Origin of the sequence: Salmonella enterica subsp. diarizonae (assembly GCF_008692785.1) — a bacterium.
Classification (GTDB): domain Bacteria; phylum Pseudomonadota; class Gammaproteobacteria; order Enterobacterales; family Enterobacteriaceae; genus Salmonella; species Salmonella diarizonae.
The window spans coordinates 558,571-573,130 of the sequence record NZ_VXJV01000001.1 but is presented as its reverse complement, the minus strand read 5'-3'; the positions used below and the strand labels follow the sequence as shown (position 1 = coordinate 573,130).

Genomic DNA, 14,560 nt, shown 5'->3' with positions numbered 1-14,560 from the left:
TTTCTCGCCCGTCAGGGCGAGAGGTGAATACCTTTCGATTTCTCCTTCGTTCCGGCTTATAATCCCCGGCCTTTGATTATTTTTTTACCATTTTTGGAAGCACTATGAGCGCAACATCCCTGATCCAACCGGATCGCGACCTTTTCTCCTGGCCGCAGTACTGGGCCGCCTGCTTTGGGCCGGCGCCGTTTTTGCCGATGTCACGTGACGAAATGGATCAACTTGGCTGGGATAGCTGCGACATTATTTTGGTGACGGGCGACGCGTATGTCGATCATCCGAGTTTCGGCATGGCCATTTGTGGCCGTATGCTGGAATCCCAGGGCTTCCGCGTCGGTATCATCGCTCAGCCGGACTGGAACAGCAAAGACGACTTTATGCGTCTGGGCAAACCGAACCTGTTTTTCGGCGTCACCGCCGGTAATATGGACTCGATGATCAACCGTTACACGGCCGATCGCCGACTGCGCCACGACGATGCCTATACGCCAGATAACGTGGCGGGCAAGCGCCCGGACAGAGCCACTCTGGTCTATACCCAGCGTTGCAAAGAAGCGTGGAAAGATGTACCGGTGATCCTCGGCGGCATTGAGGCCAGTCTGCGCCGTACCGCGCATTACGACTACTGGTCTGATACTGTGCGCCGTTCCGTGTTAGTCGATTCCAAAGCCGACATGTTGATGTTCGGCAACGGCGAGCGTCCGCTGGTGGAAGTGGCGCACCGTCTGGCAATGGGTGAAACCATCGATCAGATTCGCGACGTGCGTAACACTGCGATTATGGTTAAAGAAGCTCTGCCTGGCTGGAGCGGCGTCGACTCCACTCGTCTGGACACGCCGGGTAAAATCGATCCAATCCCCCATCCCTATGGCGAGGATCTGCCGTGCGCGGATAACAAGCCGGTCGCGCCGAAAAAGCAGGAAGCTAAGGCGATTACCGTGCAGCCGCCGCGTCCGAAGCCGTGGGAAAAAACCTATATCCTGTTGCCATCCTTTGAAAAGGTGAAAGGCGACAAGGTGCTGTACGCCCATGCGTCGCGTATTCTGCATCACGAAACTAACCCTGGTTGCGCGCGGGCGCTGATGCAAAAGCACGGCGATCGCTATGTCTGGATTAACCCGCCCGCTATACCGCTCTCCACTGAAGAGATGGATAGCGTGTTTGCGCTGCCGTATCAGCGCGTACCGCACCCGGCTTACGGCAATGCCCGCATTCCGGCCTATGAGATGATCCGCTTTTCGATCAATATCATGCGTGGCTGCTTTGGTGGCTGCTCTTTCTGCTCGATCACCGAACATGAAGGACGCATTATTCAGAGCCGCTCGGAAGACTCTATCATCAACGAGATCGAAGCGATCCGCGACACGGTGCCGGGGTTTACCGGCGTGATCTCCGATCTGGGTGGTCCTACCGCGAACATGTATATGCTGCGCTGTAAGTCGCCGCGTGCGGAGCAGACCTGTCGTCGCCTGTCGTGCGTGTATCCGGATATCTGTCCGCATATGGATACTGACCATACGCCGACGATCAATCTTTATCGCCGCGCCCGCGAGCTGAAAGGCATTAAGAAAATCTTAATTGCCTCCGGCGTGCGCTACGACATCGCCGTGGAAGATCCTCGCTACATTAAAGAGCTGGCGAGCCATCATGTGGGCGGCTATCTGAAGATTGCGCCGGAGCATACTGAAGAAGGTCCGCTGTCGAAAATGATGAAACCGGGTATGGGCAGCTACGATCGCTTTAAAGAGTTGTTTGACCTTTACTCTAAACAGGCCGGAAAAGAACAGTATCTGATCCCGTATTTTATCTCCGCGCATCCGGGCACGCGGGACGAAGATATGGTGAATCTGGCGCTGTGGCTGAAGCGCCACCGCTTCCGTCTGGATCAGGTGCAGAACTTCTACCCGTCACCGTTGGCGAATTCGACCACCATGTATTACACCGGCAAAAACCCGCTGGGTAAGATTGGTTATAAGAGTGAAGATGTGGTGGTGCCGAAGGGAGATAAGCAACGTCGCCTGCATAAGGCGCTGCTGCGTTATCACGATCCGGCGAACTGGCCGCTGATTCGCCAGGCGCTGGAAGCGATGGGGAAAAAACATTTGATTGGCGGTCGCCGTGAGTGTCTGGTGCCTGCGCCGACCGTTGAAGAGATGCGCGAAGCGCGTCGCCAGAACCGCAACACCCGCCCGGCGTTGACCAAACATACGCCAGTGGCGCATCAGCGACAGGGGCTTGCTGCTAATAAGAAGCGCGGGAAAGGCGCGGGGCGTTAAACGGTTTTACAGGTATCCTATCAGGCTGGATAAGGCGAAGCCGCCATCCAGCGATTATTTTGCCTGATGGCGCTGCGCTTATCAGGCCCACAGATCGACCCAGGCCGAACGCATCCGGCAACGATTACGCCTGGATTTGCCGAATTCTGGCCGCCAGCGCGGCCAGTTTTTCATCACCCGCCCGTTCATGATCGTGCGATGAGAGATACCCCTCGTAGCGCTCGAAAAATTTATTCTGTCGCGATTCGATAGGTTTCCATTCACTCAGATTAGCTGTGCCGTGCATCGGACTTAGCTTACTGTGCACATGATCGACGCCAAATCCCTCAAAAAACATCCCGGTACGGCCCACATCCACAAACGCCTTATCCAGCAGTTTCGCCACTTTTTGCGTCGCCAGCATCAGGTCCGCCAGCGCCTGCGGTGGTAGATCGAACGCGTAGCTGGGGTAATGTTTTTTCGGGATCACTACGGTAAACCCATCGGTATTCGGAAAAATGGACAAAAAAGCCAGGTGATGCTCATCTTCCCAAACTTTATGACAAGGCGCTTTACCTTCAACTATTTGACAGAAAATGCAGGTCATTCCATTTCTCCGTTAACCGAGGGGCTTATCGATGCGTTAAGCGTTTAATACAACCCTAACACTTTCCACCATGCGAGGCCGACTGTCAAAAAGACCGCCTGATTAAAGAGGCTGATAATAAATCCCGTTCGCCACCAGACGCCCGTCGGTACATAGCCGGCGCCAAAAAGAATAGGGCCGCGTGCGTGGGTATACTGCGTAAGAGAGCAGTACAGGCTGCTGGTAAACGCCAGCATAAGCGCCATCGGCGCCGCCGGTATATTCAGATGCAGACCGACGCCCAGAAACACCGCATACAGCGCGGCGATTTGCGCGTTGCCGCTGGCGAAAAAATAGTGGGTATAAAAATAGGCTGCGTTAAGCAGCAGCAGGATGATCATCCAACTGGTTCCATGCATCGTACTGCCGATGCTGTCGCCAATCAGGTTGCCAAACCAACTGGTGAATCCTAGTTTCTTCAACTGGTTAGCCATCATCAGCAGCGCGGCGAACCAAATCAACGTATCCCAGGCGCCTTTTTCGCTTTTAACGTCTTCCCAGGTGAGCACGCCGCTCAGTAATAAAATCGAGAGACCGACAAAAGAGGCCGTCGTGGCATCCACGCCAAGCGTGTCGCCAAAAATCCACAGCACCAGTAACACGCCGACGGTCGCCAGCATGAGCCACTCGCCGCGCGCCATATTGCCCATTTGCGCCAGCTCTTTGCGCGCCAGATCCGGCGCATTCGGCGTATGTTTAATCTCCGGACGCGTCAGCCAGTAGACCAGCAGCGGGACGATAAGAAGAGAGACCAGGCAAGGCAGGAGCGCTGCGATAAACCAGCTTCCCCAGCTCAACGTAACGCCGGCGTTCGCCGCCAGTTTTACCGCCAGCAGATTACCCGTATAACCGGTCATAAACAGTGCGGCGGTGACGTCGTTAACATTGCCAATACAGGTGATCAGAAAGGTGCCGATTTTACTGCGAGACTCATCTTCCGGATGTGAATCAAAGCTGCGCGCCAGCGAGTCGGCGATCGGGTAAATCACGCCGCCGCAGCGCGCGGTGTTACTGGGCATCGCGGGGGAGAGGATCAGATCGGCAAACGCCAGGCCATAGGCCAGACCCAGCGTTCGTTTACCTAACAGACGGATCATTTGTAGGGCGATACGCCGACCCAGCCCGGTTTTGATAAACCCACGGGCAATCATAAATGCCACGACGATAAGCCAGATCAGTGAACTGTTCAGCTCGCTCAATGCCGTGGTAATCGCGCCGCTGGCCGTTTTATCGCCGGCGGCATAGGCGAGCGCAAAGACGGTGATGCCGATAATACCGATCGCGCCAATAGGCAGCACTTTCGCCACAATTGAGGCGATCGTCGCGACAAAAATAATCGCGGAATGCCAGGCCGGCGCGCTTAACCCGGAAGGGGGCGTTAGCTGCCACAGTCCTGCGGCGATCACCAGAATAAGAATGAATGGGAGCCATTTGACGCCCTGAGATTTTTTTTCCGCCACAATCACACATCCATAAATATTTTATATGCATTAAGTAAGCTGATAATTAATATGAATAAATTTTCATAAAATCAGAATAATGCTGCGCTTGTGCGCGGGGGAAATATACTGTTAAATGTGCGCCAATTGTTTCTTAATATTTCGGAATGCAAAAAAGCCCGACGAAATCGTCGGGCATGAAGCGCGGTAAGTCCGGCTTAGCCGCCGAACTGATCCGGATCGGGACCGAGGCGTTTTCCTTGATCCAGTTTTGCGATCTCGCCTAATTCATCTTTATCGAGACGGAAATCCCAGACAGCAAAGTTTTCCGCGATACGGGAAGGGGTGACGGATTTCGGGATGACGACCAGCCCGCAGTCCAGATGCCAGCGAATAACAATCTGAGCGGGCGTTTTGCCGTATTTATCCGCCAGCTCGCGAATCACTTTCTGATCGAATACGCCTTCGCCGCCCTGCGCCAGCGGGCTCCAGGATTCGGTCTGGATTTTATGCGTCGCATTCCACGCATGTAGCTGGCGCTGTTGCATCAAGGGGTGTAGCTCGATCTGGTTGATTACGGGGGTAACGCCGGTTTCATCGATCAGACGCTGGAGGTGATGGATCTGAAAGTTACAGACCCCGATACTCTTTACCAGCCCCTCTTTTTGCAGCGCGATCATGCCCTTCCAGGCTTCCACATAGTGATCGATAGCCGGTACGGGCCAGTGCATCAGATAGAGATCGAGATAATCAAGCTGCAGTTTTTTCAGACTCTCCTGCAGGGCTTCGCGGGGACGTTTTTGATCGTCATTCCACAACTTGGTGGTGATAAACAGTTCTTCCCGCGCCACGTTCGCTTCTTTTAACGCTTTACCGACACCCTCTTCATTCTGATACGCAGTGGCGGTATCAATCGATCGATAGCCCACCTCCAGCGCTTTATGAATCGCCGCGATCACCTCTTCATTGCTTGCTTTCCAGACTCCCAGTCCAAGTTGTGGTATTACGTTGCCATCCTGTAGCCTGATAATGGTTGGATTAGCCATGATGTGTTCCTCTTTTAATTGGCTCGCCGGAGTCGGGTCCGGCGAGACTAAGTGACTTAAGTCTGGACGAAATGGCCAAAAACGAAAGTCAGAGGCGAAAAAACCTTAGCGCGCCGCTTCGTAAATCCGACGACTGACATCCAGCGTAATATCCTGATTTTCACCTAAATTTGTGCATCCATGCGCCTCAAGTTTGGCCAGTAGTGCCGGAATAGCGCTGCCATCCAGACCGTAATCGGACAGGTGGGTAGGCACGCCCATTTGTTCGAAGAAATGGCGGGTGGCGGCAATGGCGGCATCAATACGTTCGTCGTCGGAACCGTCGGTGATATTCCATACACGTTCAGCGTATTGCAGGAGTTTTGCGCGTTTAACGTCGCGTTTTTCGTTCCATAGCGCAGGCAGAATGATAGCCAGCGTTTGGGCATGATCGAGACCGTGCATCGCCGTAAGCTCATGACCCAGCATATGCGTCGCCCAGTCCTGCGGAACGCCAGCGCCAATCAGGCCATTTAACGCCTGAGTGGCGGCCCACATCACGTTAGCGCGGACGTCATAGTTTTCAGGCTCTTGCAGCGCTTTGGGACCTTCTTCGATCAGTGTGAGTAAAATGCCTTCGGCGAAACGATCCTGAATTTTGCCGTTAACCGGGTAAGTGACGTACTGCTCAACGGTATGGACGAAAGCATCCACGACGCCGTTCGCAACCTGGCGCGGCGGTAATGTATAAGTGTAGACCGGATCGAGTACGGCAAATACCGGTTGCACGAACGAGGAGTGGAAGGCCTGTTTATCGCCAGTGGTTTTACGGGAAATGACTGCGCCGGCGTTCGATTCTGAGCCGGTTGCCGGCAGGGTCAGCACGGACCCCATCGGGATTGCGCTACGAATCTCAGTACCGCCGGTTTCCAGAATGTGCCACGGATCGACGCCGTCCGCATACTGCGCCGCTGCGGCGATAAATTTGGTGCCGTCCAGTACGGAGCCGCCGCCAACGGCCAGCAGGAATGTAATATTTTCGTCGCGTACAAGCTGAACGGCCTTCATCAGCGTTTCATAGGACGGGTTCGGTTCGATACCGCCAAACTCCCTAACGTCCAGCCCTTTTAACGCCTCCTGAACTTGCGCCAGTACGCCGGTCTTTTTCACGCTACCGCCGCCATAGGTAATCAGCACATGGGCGTCCTGCGGGATCTGATCGCGAAGATCGACGATTGCGCCTTTACCAAACAGAATGCGGGTAGGTGTATGTAATTTAAAATTGTTCATTGCTCATTCCCTTATATGGGTAAAAAGAGGGCAGACGGCTGTCTGCCTGATGGTCATCATTGTGGTCTTGTGATAGATGTCTCTCAATGCACATTTCTGCCAATGTTTTGCCTATTTCTCCAGAATGCTGGAGAAAATCGCTAAAAATGCGCACAATCCAGCGGAGTGGATTTGATAAAAGAATGGCGCGTTATGAATCGTGAAGTAATTTGCTTACAGCTAGCGGATAAAATTAATTATTTGAAAAATAATGATAAAATAATCAGCGAGCGACTACCGGGTATTCGTCTGTTATATGGCGTTGAGCCGGGACCGCGCACGCCGGTCATGTATCAGCCTGGCATCATATTTCTCTTTTCCGGCCATAAAATTGGCTATATTAATGAACGCGAGTTTCGTTACGACGCTAATGAATATCTTTTACTGACCGTTCCGCTCCCTTTTGAATGCGAGACCTGGGCGACGCCGGAGATACCGCTGGCCGGTATTCGGATCGACATTGATGTGCTGCAACTGCAAGAGTTGCTCATGGACATTGGCGAAGATGAGCGTTTCCAGTTGCCGATGGCGGCCAGCGGGATTAACTCCGCCACGCTGTCGGACGAGATTTTATGCGCGGTGGAAAGGTTGCTGGATGTGATGGAGCGCCCGCTGGATGCGCGGATTCTGGGAAAACAGATTATTCGCGAAATTCTTTATCATGTGCTGATGGGGCCGCGCGGCGGGGCGCTGCTTGCACTGGTTAGTCGTCAGACGCACTTTAGCCTGATCAGTCGCGTACTTAAACAGATCGAAATGAAATACACTGAGAATCTGAATGTTGAGCAACTGGCGGCAGAAGCGAACATGAGCGTGTCGGCATTTCACCATAATTTTAAGGCGGTCACCAGCACCTCGCCGTTGCAATATTTAAAAAGCTACCGACTGCATAAGGCGCGGATGATGATGATTCACGACGGTATGAAGGCCAGCGCCGCGGCGATGCGGGTCGGCTATGAGAGCGCATCGCAGTTTAGCCGGGAGTTTAAACGTTATTTTGGCGTGACGCCGGGCGAAGATGCGGCAAGAATGCGGACAATGCAAGGGAGCTAAGTGGGTCATCCCGCCACAGGCCAACGAAGCGTAACCGGGCCATCCTGGCCGGTTATGGATGCCTCAGGCGTTACAGTATTTCTTTTTAATCACCACGACCAGCGTACCTAACAGCCCGGCGACCAATAGGGCGATGGGAAGGATCATTAAAAATGTCATTACCTGGTCTTCATGGCGCTTAACAAACGGGATCATACTGAGCGCGTAGCCGAAGCTGGTCACGACAGTCACCCACAGCAGGCCGCTTAACCAGTTAAAAAACTGAAACCGGCGGTTGGAAAGGCCGGAAATACCCGCCATCGTTGGCAGCAGAGTGCGGACAAACGCCAGAAAACGCCCGGCAAGCAACGCTAACAAACCGTGACGGTCAAACATGCAGGTGGCGCGCTGATGATATTTTGCCGGAAGCTGCGCCAGCCAGCCTTTGACGGTACGCGTATTACCGAGCCAGCGTCCCTGGATATAACTTAGCCAGCAGCCGAGACTGGCCGCGGCGGTGAGAATGCCAATTGTTGGCAAAAAATGCATCACATCCTGGGCGATCAGCGCGCCTGCCAGTAGCAGCAGGCTATCGCCGGGTAAGAATGACGCTGGCAGCAGACCGTTTTCTAAAAATAGCGTGGCGAACATGACAAAGTAGACGACGCTAACAACGTGTGGATTCGCCAGCGCGGCAAAATCATGTTGCCAGAGCGCAGCGATAATATCTTGAATGACAGCCATGAACTTTCCTGTGGAACAGCATTTACGCTTTTATGTGCCTATTGTACTCCTGAATCGCCCGGGATGCCTTGATCCCGGACGCAACAAACGCAGACTTTTCCACGGAAATTGTCTGCATATATGTCCATCTGCGGCAACTTTACACAATTCTGGCGAATCCGGCGGCTAAATCAGCGATTAAATCATCAACATTCTCTAAACCAATATGCACCCGGACCAGCGTACCGGTAAAATCTACGCCGCCTGCGGGACGAATCGCGGCGATCTGTTCCGGCTGATTGGCGAGAATCAGCGATTCGTAGCCTCCCCAGGAGTAGGCCATACTGAACAGCGAAAAGTTATCCAGATAGGCTGATAATTCTGCCTCGGTCAGCTTTTTATTGAGCACGAAGGAAAACAGACCGCTGCTGCCTGTAAAGTCTCGTTTCCAGAACGCATGACCTTTGCTACCCGGCAGGGCCGGATGATTAACGCGCGCGACCTGAGGATGGTTCGCCAGCCACGCGGCGATTTTGAGGCTGCTTTCATGATGCTGGCGTAGTCGGACGCCGAGCGTGCGCAGACCGCGGCTGGTCATGTAAGCCGTGTCCGCGTCGAGCATTTGCCCCATCAGATAGGCGTTTTCCCGCAATTGTTCCCAGCAGCGCGCATTTGCAACGGCAGTACCGACCATCGCGTCAGAATGACCAATCAGATACTTGGTGCCTGCCTGGATAGAGATATCGATATCGAACTCCAGCGCGTTAAACAGAACGCCAGCCGCCCAGGTATTATCCATCATGATGACGGCTTCTGGCGCGACGCGTCTCACCGCACTGACAATGGTCGGAATATCATGTACTTCCATGGTAATAGAGCCGGGGGATTCCAGAAATACGACTTTCGTGTTCGGCTGAATATGTTGCATGATATCCGCGCCGATGAGCGGGTCGAACCAGCTTGTCGTCACGCCCAGTTTGCCGAGAATTTTGCTGCAGAAATCCTGGCTGGGTTCATAGGCTGTGTTAGTCATCAGGACGTGGTCGCCCTGTTCAACGAATGCCAGAATGGTGTTGGCGACCGCCGCCGCGCCGCACGGGAAGAGCGCGCATCCGGCGCCACCTTCCAGTTCACACATGGCTTCCTGGAGCGAAAAGTGGGTCAGCGTTCCCCGACGTCCGTAAAATAATTCGCCGTTGGCGCGATTGCGGGTGGCGTGTTTTTTGGCCTCGACGGTGTCAAATACCAGTGAAGAAGCGCGTTGAATCACACTATTCACTGAGCCAAGCGTGTATTTTTTGCTGCGTCCTGCGTTTACCAGTTTGGTATCCAACTGTTTATCCGTCATGTTGCGCTTCCTGATTTTAACCGTCTGGATGTCTAAACTAGCATGAATATAACAATCTGCATCCTGGCTACGTGTGATACAGATGAAAATTTTGCCAAAATAAAAACAGGTGACTTTTTTACTGCGTAAGCGCAAAGAAAAAGCATCAAAGGTGCGGCAGTATGTAAATAGTAATGAGAACGACTATCAATTCGACGTCGTTTTGATATTATTATGCTCAGATTTTGTGATTTGCGTCCTGGAGATACAGAGTGGGTAATAATTTGATGCAGACGGATCTTTCCGTCTGGGGTATGTATCAGCACGCCGATATTGTCGTGAAGTGCGTGATGATTGGTCTGATTCTGGCGTCGGTCGTCACCTGGGCTATCTTCTTCAGTAAAAGCGTTGAATTTTTCACTCAAAAGCGCCGCTTAAAGCGTGAACAACTGCAATTAGCCGATGCGCGCTCCTTAGAGCAGGCTTCCGATATTGCGGCAGGTTTCAGCGCAAAAAGCCTCAGCGCGCAGCTCATCAATGAAGCGCAGAATGAGCTGGAACTCTCTCAGGGCAGCGAAGATAACGAAGGGATTAAAGAACGTACCGGCTTCCGTCTGGAACGTCGCGTCGCGGCGGTTGGCCGCTACATGGGACGAGGCAACGGTTATCTGGCGACGATCGGCGCCATTTCCCCCTTCGTCGGGTTGTTTGGTACCGTATGGGGCATTATGAATAGCTTCATCGGTATTGCGCAAACGCAGACTACCAACCTGGCGGTGGTCGCTCCTGGTATTGCGGAAGCGCTGCTGGCGACGGCGATTGGGCTGGTAGCCGCGATCCCGGCGGTCGTCATTTACAACATCTTCGCACGTCAGATAGGCAGTTACAAAGCAACGCTGGGCGACGTAGCGGCGCAGGTATTGCTGCTGCAAAGCCGCGATCTCGATCTGAATGCGAGCGCCTGCGCGCAGCCGGTACGCGCCGCGCAGAAATTACGGGTAGGGTAATGCGTCATGGCAATGCGTCTTAACGAAAACCTGGATGACAACGGTGAAATGCATGAAATCAACGTGACGCCGTTTATCGATGTCATGTTGGTTCTGTTGATTATCTTTATGGTGGCTGCGCCGCTGGCGACGGTGGATGTCAAGGTGAATCTGCCCGCTTCTACCAGTACGCCGCAGCCGCGCCCGGAAAAACCGATTTATCTGTCGGTGAAAGCGGATAACACCATGTTTATCGGTAACGATCCGGTGACGGATGATACGATGATTGCCGAGCTAACGGCCCTGACGGAAGGGAAAAAGGATACTACGATTTTCTTCCGCGCGGATAAAACCGTAGATTATGAAACCCTGATGAAAGTGATGGATATGCTGCATCAGGCGGGCTATCTCAAGATTGGTCTGGTCGGCGAAGAGACCGCAAAAGCGAAATAAGTATTCTGCTGACGCTGTAGGCCGGGTAAGGCGAAGCCGCTACCCGGCTTTTTATTGCCTAAGATGGCGCTCTGCTTAACAGAATTGCGCCAGCTTAATCTACTCCATTCGTTAGCCTAAATGTTCCCCGCCGCACACGCCGTGCACTTCTGCGGTAACGTAACTTGATTCCTGACTTGCCAGATAGACATACACCGGGGCCAGCTCTGCCGGTTGACCGGCCCGCTTCATTGGCGTCTGCTGGCCAAACTGCGGAATTTTATCCTGTGTTTGGCCGCCAGAAATTTGCAGCGCTGTCCAGATAGGGCCAGGCGCGACAATATTCACGCGAATTCCTTTTTCCGCCACCTGTTTCGCCAGGCCGCGGCTGTAATTGAGGATTGCCGCCTTGGTTGCCGCATAATCCAGCAGGTGCGGACTGGGCTGATACGCCTGGATAGACGACGTCGTGATAATACTGGCGCCTTTTGGCAGCAGCGGAATCGCTTCCTGGGTTATCCAGAACAGGGCAAAAACGTTAACGGCGAAGGTTTGCTGAAATTGCTCACTGGTCAGATCTTTTATCTCCGGGATTGCTGTCTGTTTACCGGCTACCAGCGCCAGAATGTCCAGCCCACCCAGCGCTTCACGCGCCTTATGGACCAGCGAACGGGCGAAAGATTCGTCGCTAAGATCGCCTGGCAGTAACACCGCTTTACGGCCGCACTCCTCAATCAGCGTTTTAACCTGCTGGGCGTCCTCTTCTTCCGCCGGTAGATAGTTGATCGCGACATCTGCGCCTTCACGCGCGTAAGCGATGGCGGCAGCGCGCCCAATCCCGGAGTCGCCCCCTGTCACCAGCGCCTTACGATCTTTAAGGCGACCACTGCCGACATAACTTTTTTCGCCGCAGTCAGGAACAGGCGTCATTTTCGCCTGGACGCCGGGCGCCGGCTGTTTTTGCTTAGGATACTCGCCGGTATAATACTGCGTGGTAGGGTCGTATAGATGAGACATTGAGCTTCTCCCTTCAGGTTGAACACCTTTTAAGCGTAGACACTTTTACTACCGTAAGAGGGATAATCAGAACGATCCTTATGCTTCGCCCGTATTCACAACAGAGTTAACTAGCCATGACGGTTATTTTTCTTGCCGTGCGACGGTGGCGACGTTGCGCGTCCGGTAGTCGCCATCGGAAAGCTTACGCGTCAGACGTAAGGTTGCCGTCTCGCGAGCCAGCAGATGCTGCCAGTCACTTTCAAGACGAGACATAATTTTGTCTCGTAATTCAGGATGCTGCTCGATAATGGCATTGATGGTCGCGCCATAAATCTCCTCTTTGACCTGTAATGCATAAATCTCCCGTCGGTTTTGCCACTTCAGGCGCACTAACGCCGCCGGTATGGATACCACTTCCTGCGTTACCTTTTCCAGAGTGGCATTTTTACTGGCGATTAGTGCTGCAAGATTTTGCTTTAAGATAAATTCATCGCTTTTATGGTTATCTAAAGCCAAATAAACGTTATTATCTTCGACCTCTTTCATCTTTATCTTCCAGTGAATAAAATAGCGGCGTATTGGTCTCGCGAGTGATTAAATTAAGCCAAATGGCATTGCCTTTTTGATTTATCATTGCGGTTTTATCCGCCAGTATTTTACTTAGCGTTTGGGCGTCAATATCGCCTTCAGCCTGTAGTGCGTTTATCAGACGGGCAAACGTTTCAATTTTAGCCACACAATACAGACGTTCTTTAATATGACGGTCGCGTTCTTCAAATAATACGTTTCTGGGTTGCCCGGCAGCGTTAGCGCTAATTAAAATATCGGGCTCGTAATCGCTGAGTTTTGTCTTTCCCTGAGCCAAATTTTTACTGTTTTCTGTGGCTTCAGGGGGCGGCAATGACAGGCGAAAATGAGAGGAAACCAGATGCTCAGGAAGCATGACTAAATATCCTTTACGATCAGCGGTATACTATTTTTAATAGTGTAGGTTTCGTTGACAATAACATGGTGTAATTTTAAAATCAAAAAAAATGGAGCCTGCTATGAACAGTATTTTTTATTCTGTTATTATATTGCTATTACTGACTGGCGCGATACTCTTCCTGATGTGGGAGGTTAATAAAAAACGTCCTGGTGGAAAAGCCGTAAATTTAAATCAAACTGAACCCATGACAAAGGAAGAGGGTGAAGATCATTTTTCAGTATTAATGAATTCGATAACGCCGGTATGGTACTGGCGCGTTAACCATGAATATATCGATTTCCTTCATGCAACGATAAAACGAATGACAATGACTGAGTTGAATGAAACGCCCGGATTATTTGACGCTCAACGCCGTTGCAGCGACCTTAACTCTGCCGTTTATAAGTATTACGACAATATTAAGAAGCGTTGTCTGAACGGTGAAAAGGTGCCGTATTCGGATTTGGACGTCCTTAATTTACGTCAGTGTTTTCGGGAGTTCAGTCTTGAAGCCTACCCGGCGTTGGTAGCGCTGGTATGGCCTGAATATCAGCGCCCACAGGTTAAACCGGATGAGATTTAACTGGCATGTTGATCTGATGTTGCATGGTTGAGATATACTGTTGCTGGTTTTAGTTACCTGACAGGTCCCTATGGAACGCTTTCTTGAAAATGTAATGTATGCGTCTCGCTGGCTGCTCGCGCCGGTGTATTTTGGCCTCTCTTTGGCGCTGATCGCTTTAGCGTTAAAATTTTTCCAGGAAATTCTACACGTTCTGCCGAATGTTTTTGCCCTGGCGGAGGCCGATCTGATCCTGGTACTGTTATCGCTGGTTGATATGACGCTGGTCGGCGGGTTGCTGGTAATGGTCATGTTCTCCGGGTATGAAAATTTTGTCTCTCAGTTGGATATCTCGGCGGGCAAAGAGAAACTGAACTGGCTGGGGAAAATGGATGCGACTTCGCTAAAAAATAAAGTGGCGGCATCGATAGTTGCTATCTCTTCCATTCACCTGTTACGCGTGTTTATGGATGCGAAAAACGTCCCGGATAACAAATTAATGTGGTACGTCATCATCCATCTAACCTTTGTCCTGTCGGCGTTCGTGATGGGCTATCTTGACAGGTTGACGCGGCATAACCATTGAGCCGTTGTCAACGGCGGAGCAGTCGGGCAAAGGACGCTGAGCCCGGCTGTAAGACGCCGCTTCTTTAACGGCGGATAATCGTGTCCCTTCTGCCTTACGCAATATTTCTACTACATCCATACATTTGCTAAGTAATAACACTGAAAGATTTTCTCTGTGTTCACAGATATATAACATCTGTGCGCGCGTAAACGGCGATAACTGTAAAAAAATGGAGAATGCATTATATATTCTCCGCGCCTTGCCGATAAC

General features: G+C 52.1%; 14 protein-coding genes and 1 pseudogene. 6 read left to right on the top strand and 9 right to left on the bottom strand.

The window, feature by feature from the left end; genetic code table 11:
- Window positions 1–104 precede the first annotated feature (104 nt).
- Window positions 105–2,276: a YgiQ family radical SAM protein gene (locus F4V72_RS02780; RefSeq protein WP_063390830.1), complete on the top strand. Its 2,172-nt coding sequence runs from the start codon at window positions 105–107 to the stop codon at window positions 2,274–2,276.
- A 124-nt stretch (window positions 2,277–2,400) separates the two neighbouring features.
- Here F4V72_RS02780 and F4V72_RS02775 read toward each other — a convergent pair whose 3' ends face one another.
- From F4V72_RS02775 to yqhD, 4 genes and pseudogenes are all read right to left on the bottom strand, one after another.
- Window positions 2,401–2,862 carry an HIT family protein gene (locus F4V72_RS02775; protein WP_023248562.1) on the bottom strand — a complete coding sequence of 154 codons (462 nt, stop codon included), beginning with the start codon at window positions 2,860–2,862 and terminating at the stop codon, window positions 2,401–2,403.
- A 44-nt stretch (window positions 2,863–2,906) separates the two neighbouring features.
- A pseudogene (locus tag F4V72_RS02770) lies at window positions 2,907–4,392 on the bottom strand (DASS family sodium-coupled anion symporter).
- Window positions 4,393–4,558: 166 nt separating this feature from the next.
- Window positions 4,559–5,386, bottom strand: coding sequence for a 2,5-didehydrogluconate reductase DkgA (gene dkgA, locus F4V72_RS02765; RefSeq protein WP_053508206.1), 828 nt, complete (start codon window positions 5,384–5,386; stop codon window positions 4,559–4,561).
- Between the two features lie 105 nt (window positions 5,387–5,491).
- Window positions 5,492–6,655 (bottom strand): alcohol dehydrogenase, encoded by a 1,164-nt coding sequence (yqhD, locus tag F4V72_RS02760; RefSeq protein WP_053508205.1) that lies wholly within the window; start codon window positions 6,653–6,655, stop codon window positions 5,492–5,494.
- Between the two features lie 192 nt (window positions 6,656–6,847).
- On the opposite strand from yqhD, the gene F4V72_RS02755 reads away from it, so the two are divergent.
- Window positions 6,848–7,747 carry an AraC family transcriptional regulator gene (locus F4V72_RS02755; RefSeq protein ID WP_136057996.1) on the top strand — a complete coding sequence of 300 codons (900 nt, stop codon included), beginning with the start codon at window positions 6,848–6,850 and terminating at the stop codon, window positions 7,745–7,747.
- Between the two features lie 63 nt (window positions 7,748–7,810).
- Here the strand turns inward: F4V72_RS02755 and yghB are convergent, their stop codons facing one another.
- Window positions 7,811–8,470 carry a DedA family general envelope maintenance protein YghB gene (gene yghB / locus F4V72_RS02750; RefSeq protein WP_023248558.1) on the bottom strand — a complete coding sequence of 220 codons (660 nt, stop codon included), beginning with the start codon at window positions 8,468–8,470 and terminating at the stop codon, window positions 7,811–7,813.
- 139 nt (window positions 8,471–8,609) lie between these two features.
- Complete coding sequence (metC, locus tag F4V72_RS02745; RefSeq protein WP_023248557.1) at window positions 8,610–9,797, bottom strand: cystathionine beta-lyase; 1,188 nt, start codon at window positions 9,795–9,797, stop codon at window positions 8,610–8,612.
- Window positions 9,798–10,048: 251 nt separating this feature from the next.
- On the opposite strand from metC, the gene exbB reads away from it, so the two are divergent.
- Both exbB and exbD read left to right on the top strand, forming a co-directional pair.
- A complete protein-coding gene (exbB, locus tag F4V72_RS02740; RefSeq protein ID WP_070801632.1) occupies window positions 10,049–10,783 on the top strand; it encodes a tol-pal system-associated acyl-CoA thioesterase in 735 nt (244 codons plus the stop codon).
- Window positions 10,784–10,789: 6 nt separating this feature from the next.
- Complete coding sequence (gene exbD, locus F4V72_RS02735) at window positions 10,790–11,215, top strand: TonB system transport protein ExbD (RefSeq protein ID WP_023248555.1); 426 nt, start codon at window positions 10,790–10,792, stop codon at window positions 11,213–11,215.
- 111 nt (window positions 11,216–11,326) lie between these two features.
- Here exbD and F4V72_RS02730 read toward each other — a convergent pair whose 3' ends face one another.
- From F4V72_RS02730 to F4V72_RS02720, 3 genes are all read right to left on the bottom strand, one after another.
- On the bottom strand, window positions 11,327–12,211 hold the full coding sequence (locus F4V72_RS02730) for an SDR family oxidoreductase (protein ID WP_023248554.1): 885 nt from the start codon (window positions 12,209–12,211) through the stop codon (window positions 11,327–11,329).
- Between the two features lie 123 nt (window positions 12,212–12,334).
- Entirely contained in the window at window positions 12,335–12,739 is a 405-nt protein-coding gene (locus F4V72_RS02725) for a hypothetical protein (protein ID WP_023248553.1), read from the bottom strand.
- The gene (locus F4V72_RS02720; RefSeq protein WP_136057997.1) at window positions 12,720–13,136 is read right to left on the bottom strand and encodes a hypothetical protein; all 417 of its coding nucleotides are present in this window, start codon (window positions 13,134–13,136) and stop codon (window positions 12,720–12,722) included. Before F4V72_RS02720 ends, F4V72_RS02725 begins: the two co-directional genes overlap by 20 nt.
- A 103-nt stretch (window positions 13,137–13,239) precedes the next feature.
- Here F4V72_RS02720 and F4V72_RS02715 point away from each other — a divergent pair, with 103 nt between their 5' ends.
- Window positions 13,240–13,743: an ESA_00282 family adhesion-associated protein gene (locus F4V72_RS02715; RefSeq protein WP_023248551.1), complete on the top strand. Its 504-nt coding sequence runs from the start codon at window positions 13,240–13,242 to the stop codon at window positions 13,741–13,743.
- 70 nt (window positions 13,744–13,813) lie between these two features.
- The gene (locus F4V72_RS02710; RefSeq protein WP_000439335.1) at window positions 13,814–14,308 is read left to right on the top strand and encodes a TIGR00645 family protein; all 495 of its coding nucleotides are present in this window, start codon (window positions 13,814–13,816) and stop codon (window positions 14,306–14,308) included.
- The last annotated feature ends 252 nt before the right edge of the window (window positions 14,309–14,560 follow it).

Coding starts and splice junctions, on each gene's coding strand:
- F4V72_RS02715 (WP_023248551.1), top strand. CDS start 13,240: ATGAACAGTATTTTTTATTCTGTTATTATATTGCTATTACTGACTGGC.
- metC (WP_023248557.1), bottom strand. CDS start 9,797: ATGACGGATAAACAGTTGGATACCAAACTGGTAAACGCAGGACGCAGC.
- exbD (WP_023248555.1), top strand. CDS start 10,790: ATGGCAATGCGTCTTAACGAAAACCTGGATGACAACGGTGAAATGCAT.
- F4V72_RS02710 (WP_000439335.1), top strand. CDS start 13,814: ATGGAACGCTTTCTTGAAAATGTAATGTATGCGTCTCGCTGGCTGCTC.
- F4V72_RS02780 (WP_063390830.1), top strand. CDS start 105: ATGAGCGCAACATCCCTGATCCAACCGGATCGCGACCTTTTCTCCTGG.
- F4V72_RS02775 (WP_023248562.1), bottom strand. CDS start 2,862: ATGACCTGCATTTTCTGTCAAATAGTTGAAGGTAAAGCGCCTTGTCAT.
- F4V72_RS02755 (WP_136057996.1), top strand. CDS start 6,848: ATGAATCGTGAAGTAATTTGCTTACAGCTAGCGGATAAAATTAATTAT.
- F4V72_RS02730 (WP_023248554.1), bottom strand. CDS start 12,211: ATGTCTCATCTATACGACCCTACCACGCAGTATTATACCGGCGAGTAT.
- yghB (WP_023248558.1), bottom strand. CDS start 8,470: ATGGCTGTCATTCAAGATATTATCGCTGCGCTCTGGCAACATGATTTT.
- yqhD (WP_053508205.1), bottom strand. CDS start 6,655: ATGAACAATTTTAAATTACATACACCTACCCGCATTCTGTTTGGTAAA.
- dkgA (WP_053508206.1), bottom strand. CDS start 5,386: ATGGCTAATCCAACCATTATCAGGCTACAGGATGGCAACGTAATACCA.
- F4V72_RS02720 (WP_136057997.1), bottom strand. CDS start 13,136: ATGCTTCCTGAGCATCTGGTTTCCTCTCATTTTCGCCTGTCATTGCCG.
- F4V72_RS02725 (WP_023248553.1), bottom strand. CDS start 12,739: ATGAAAGAGGTCGAAGATAATAACGTTTATTTGGCTTTAGATAACCAT.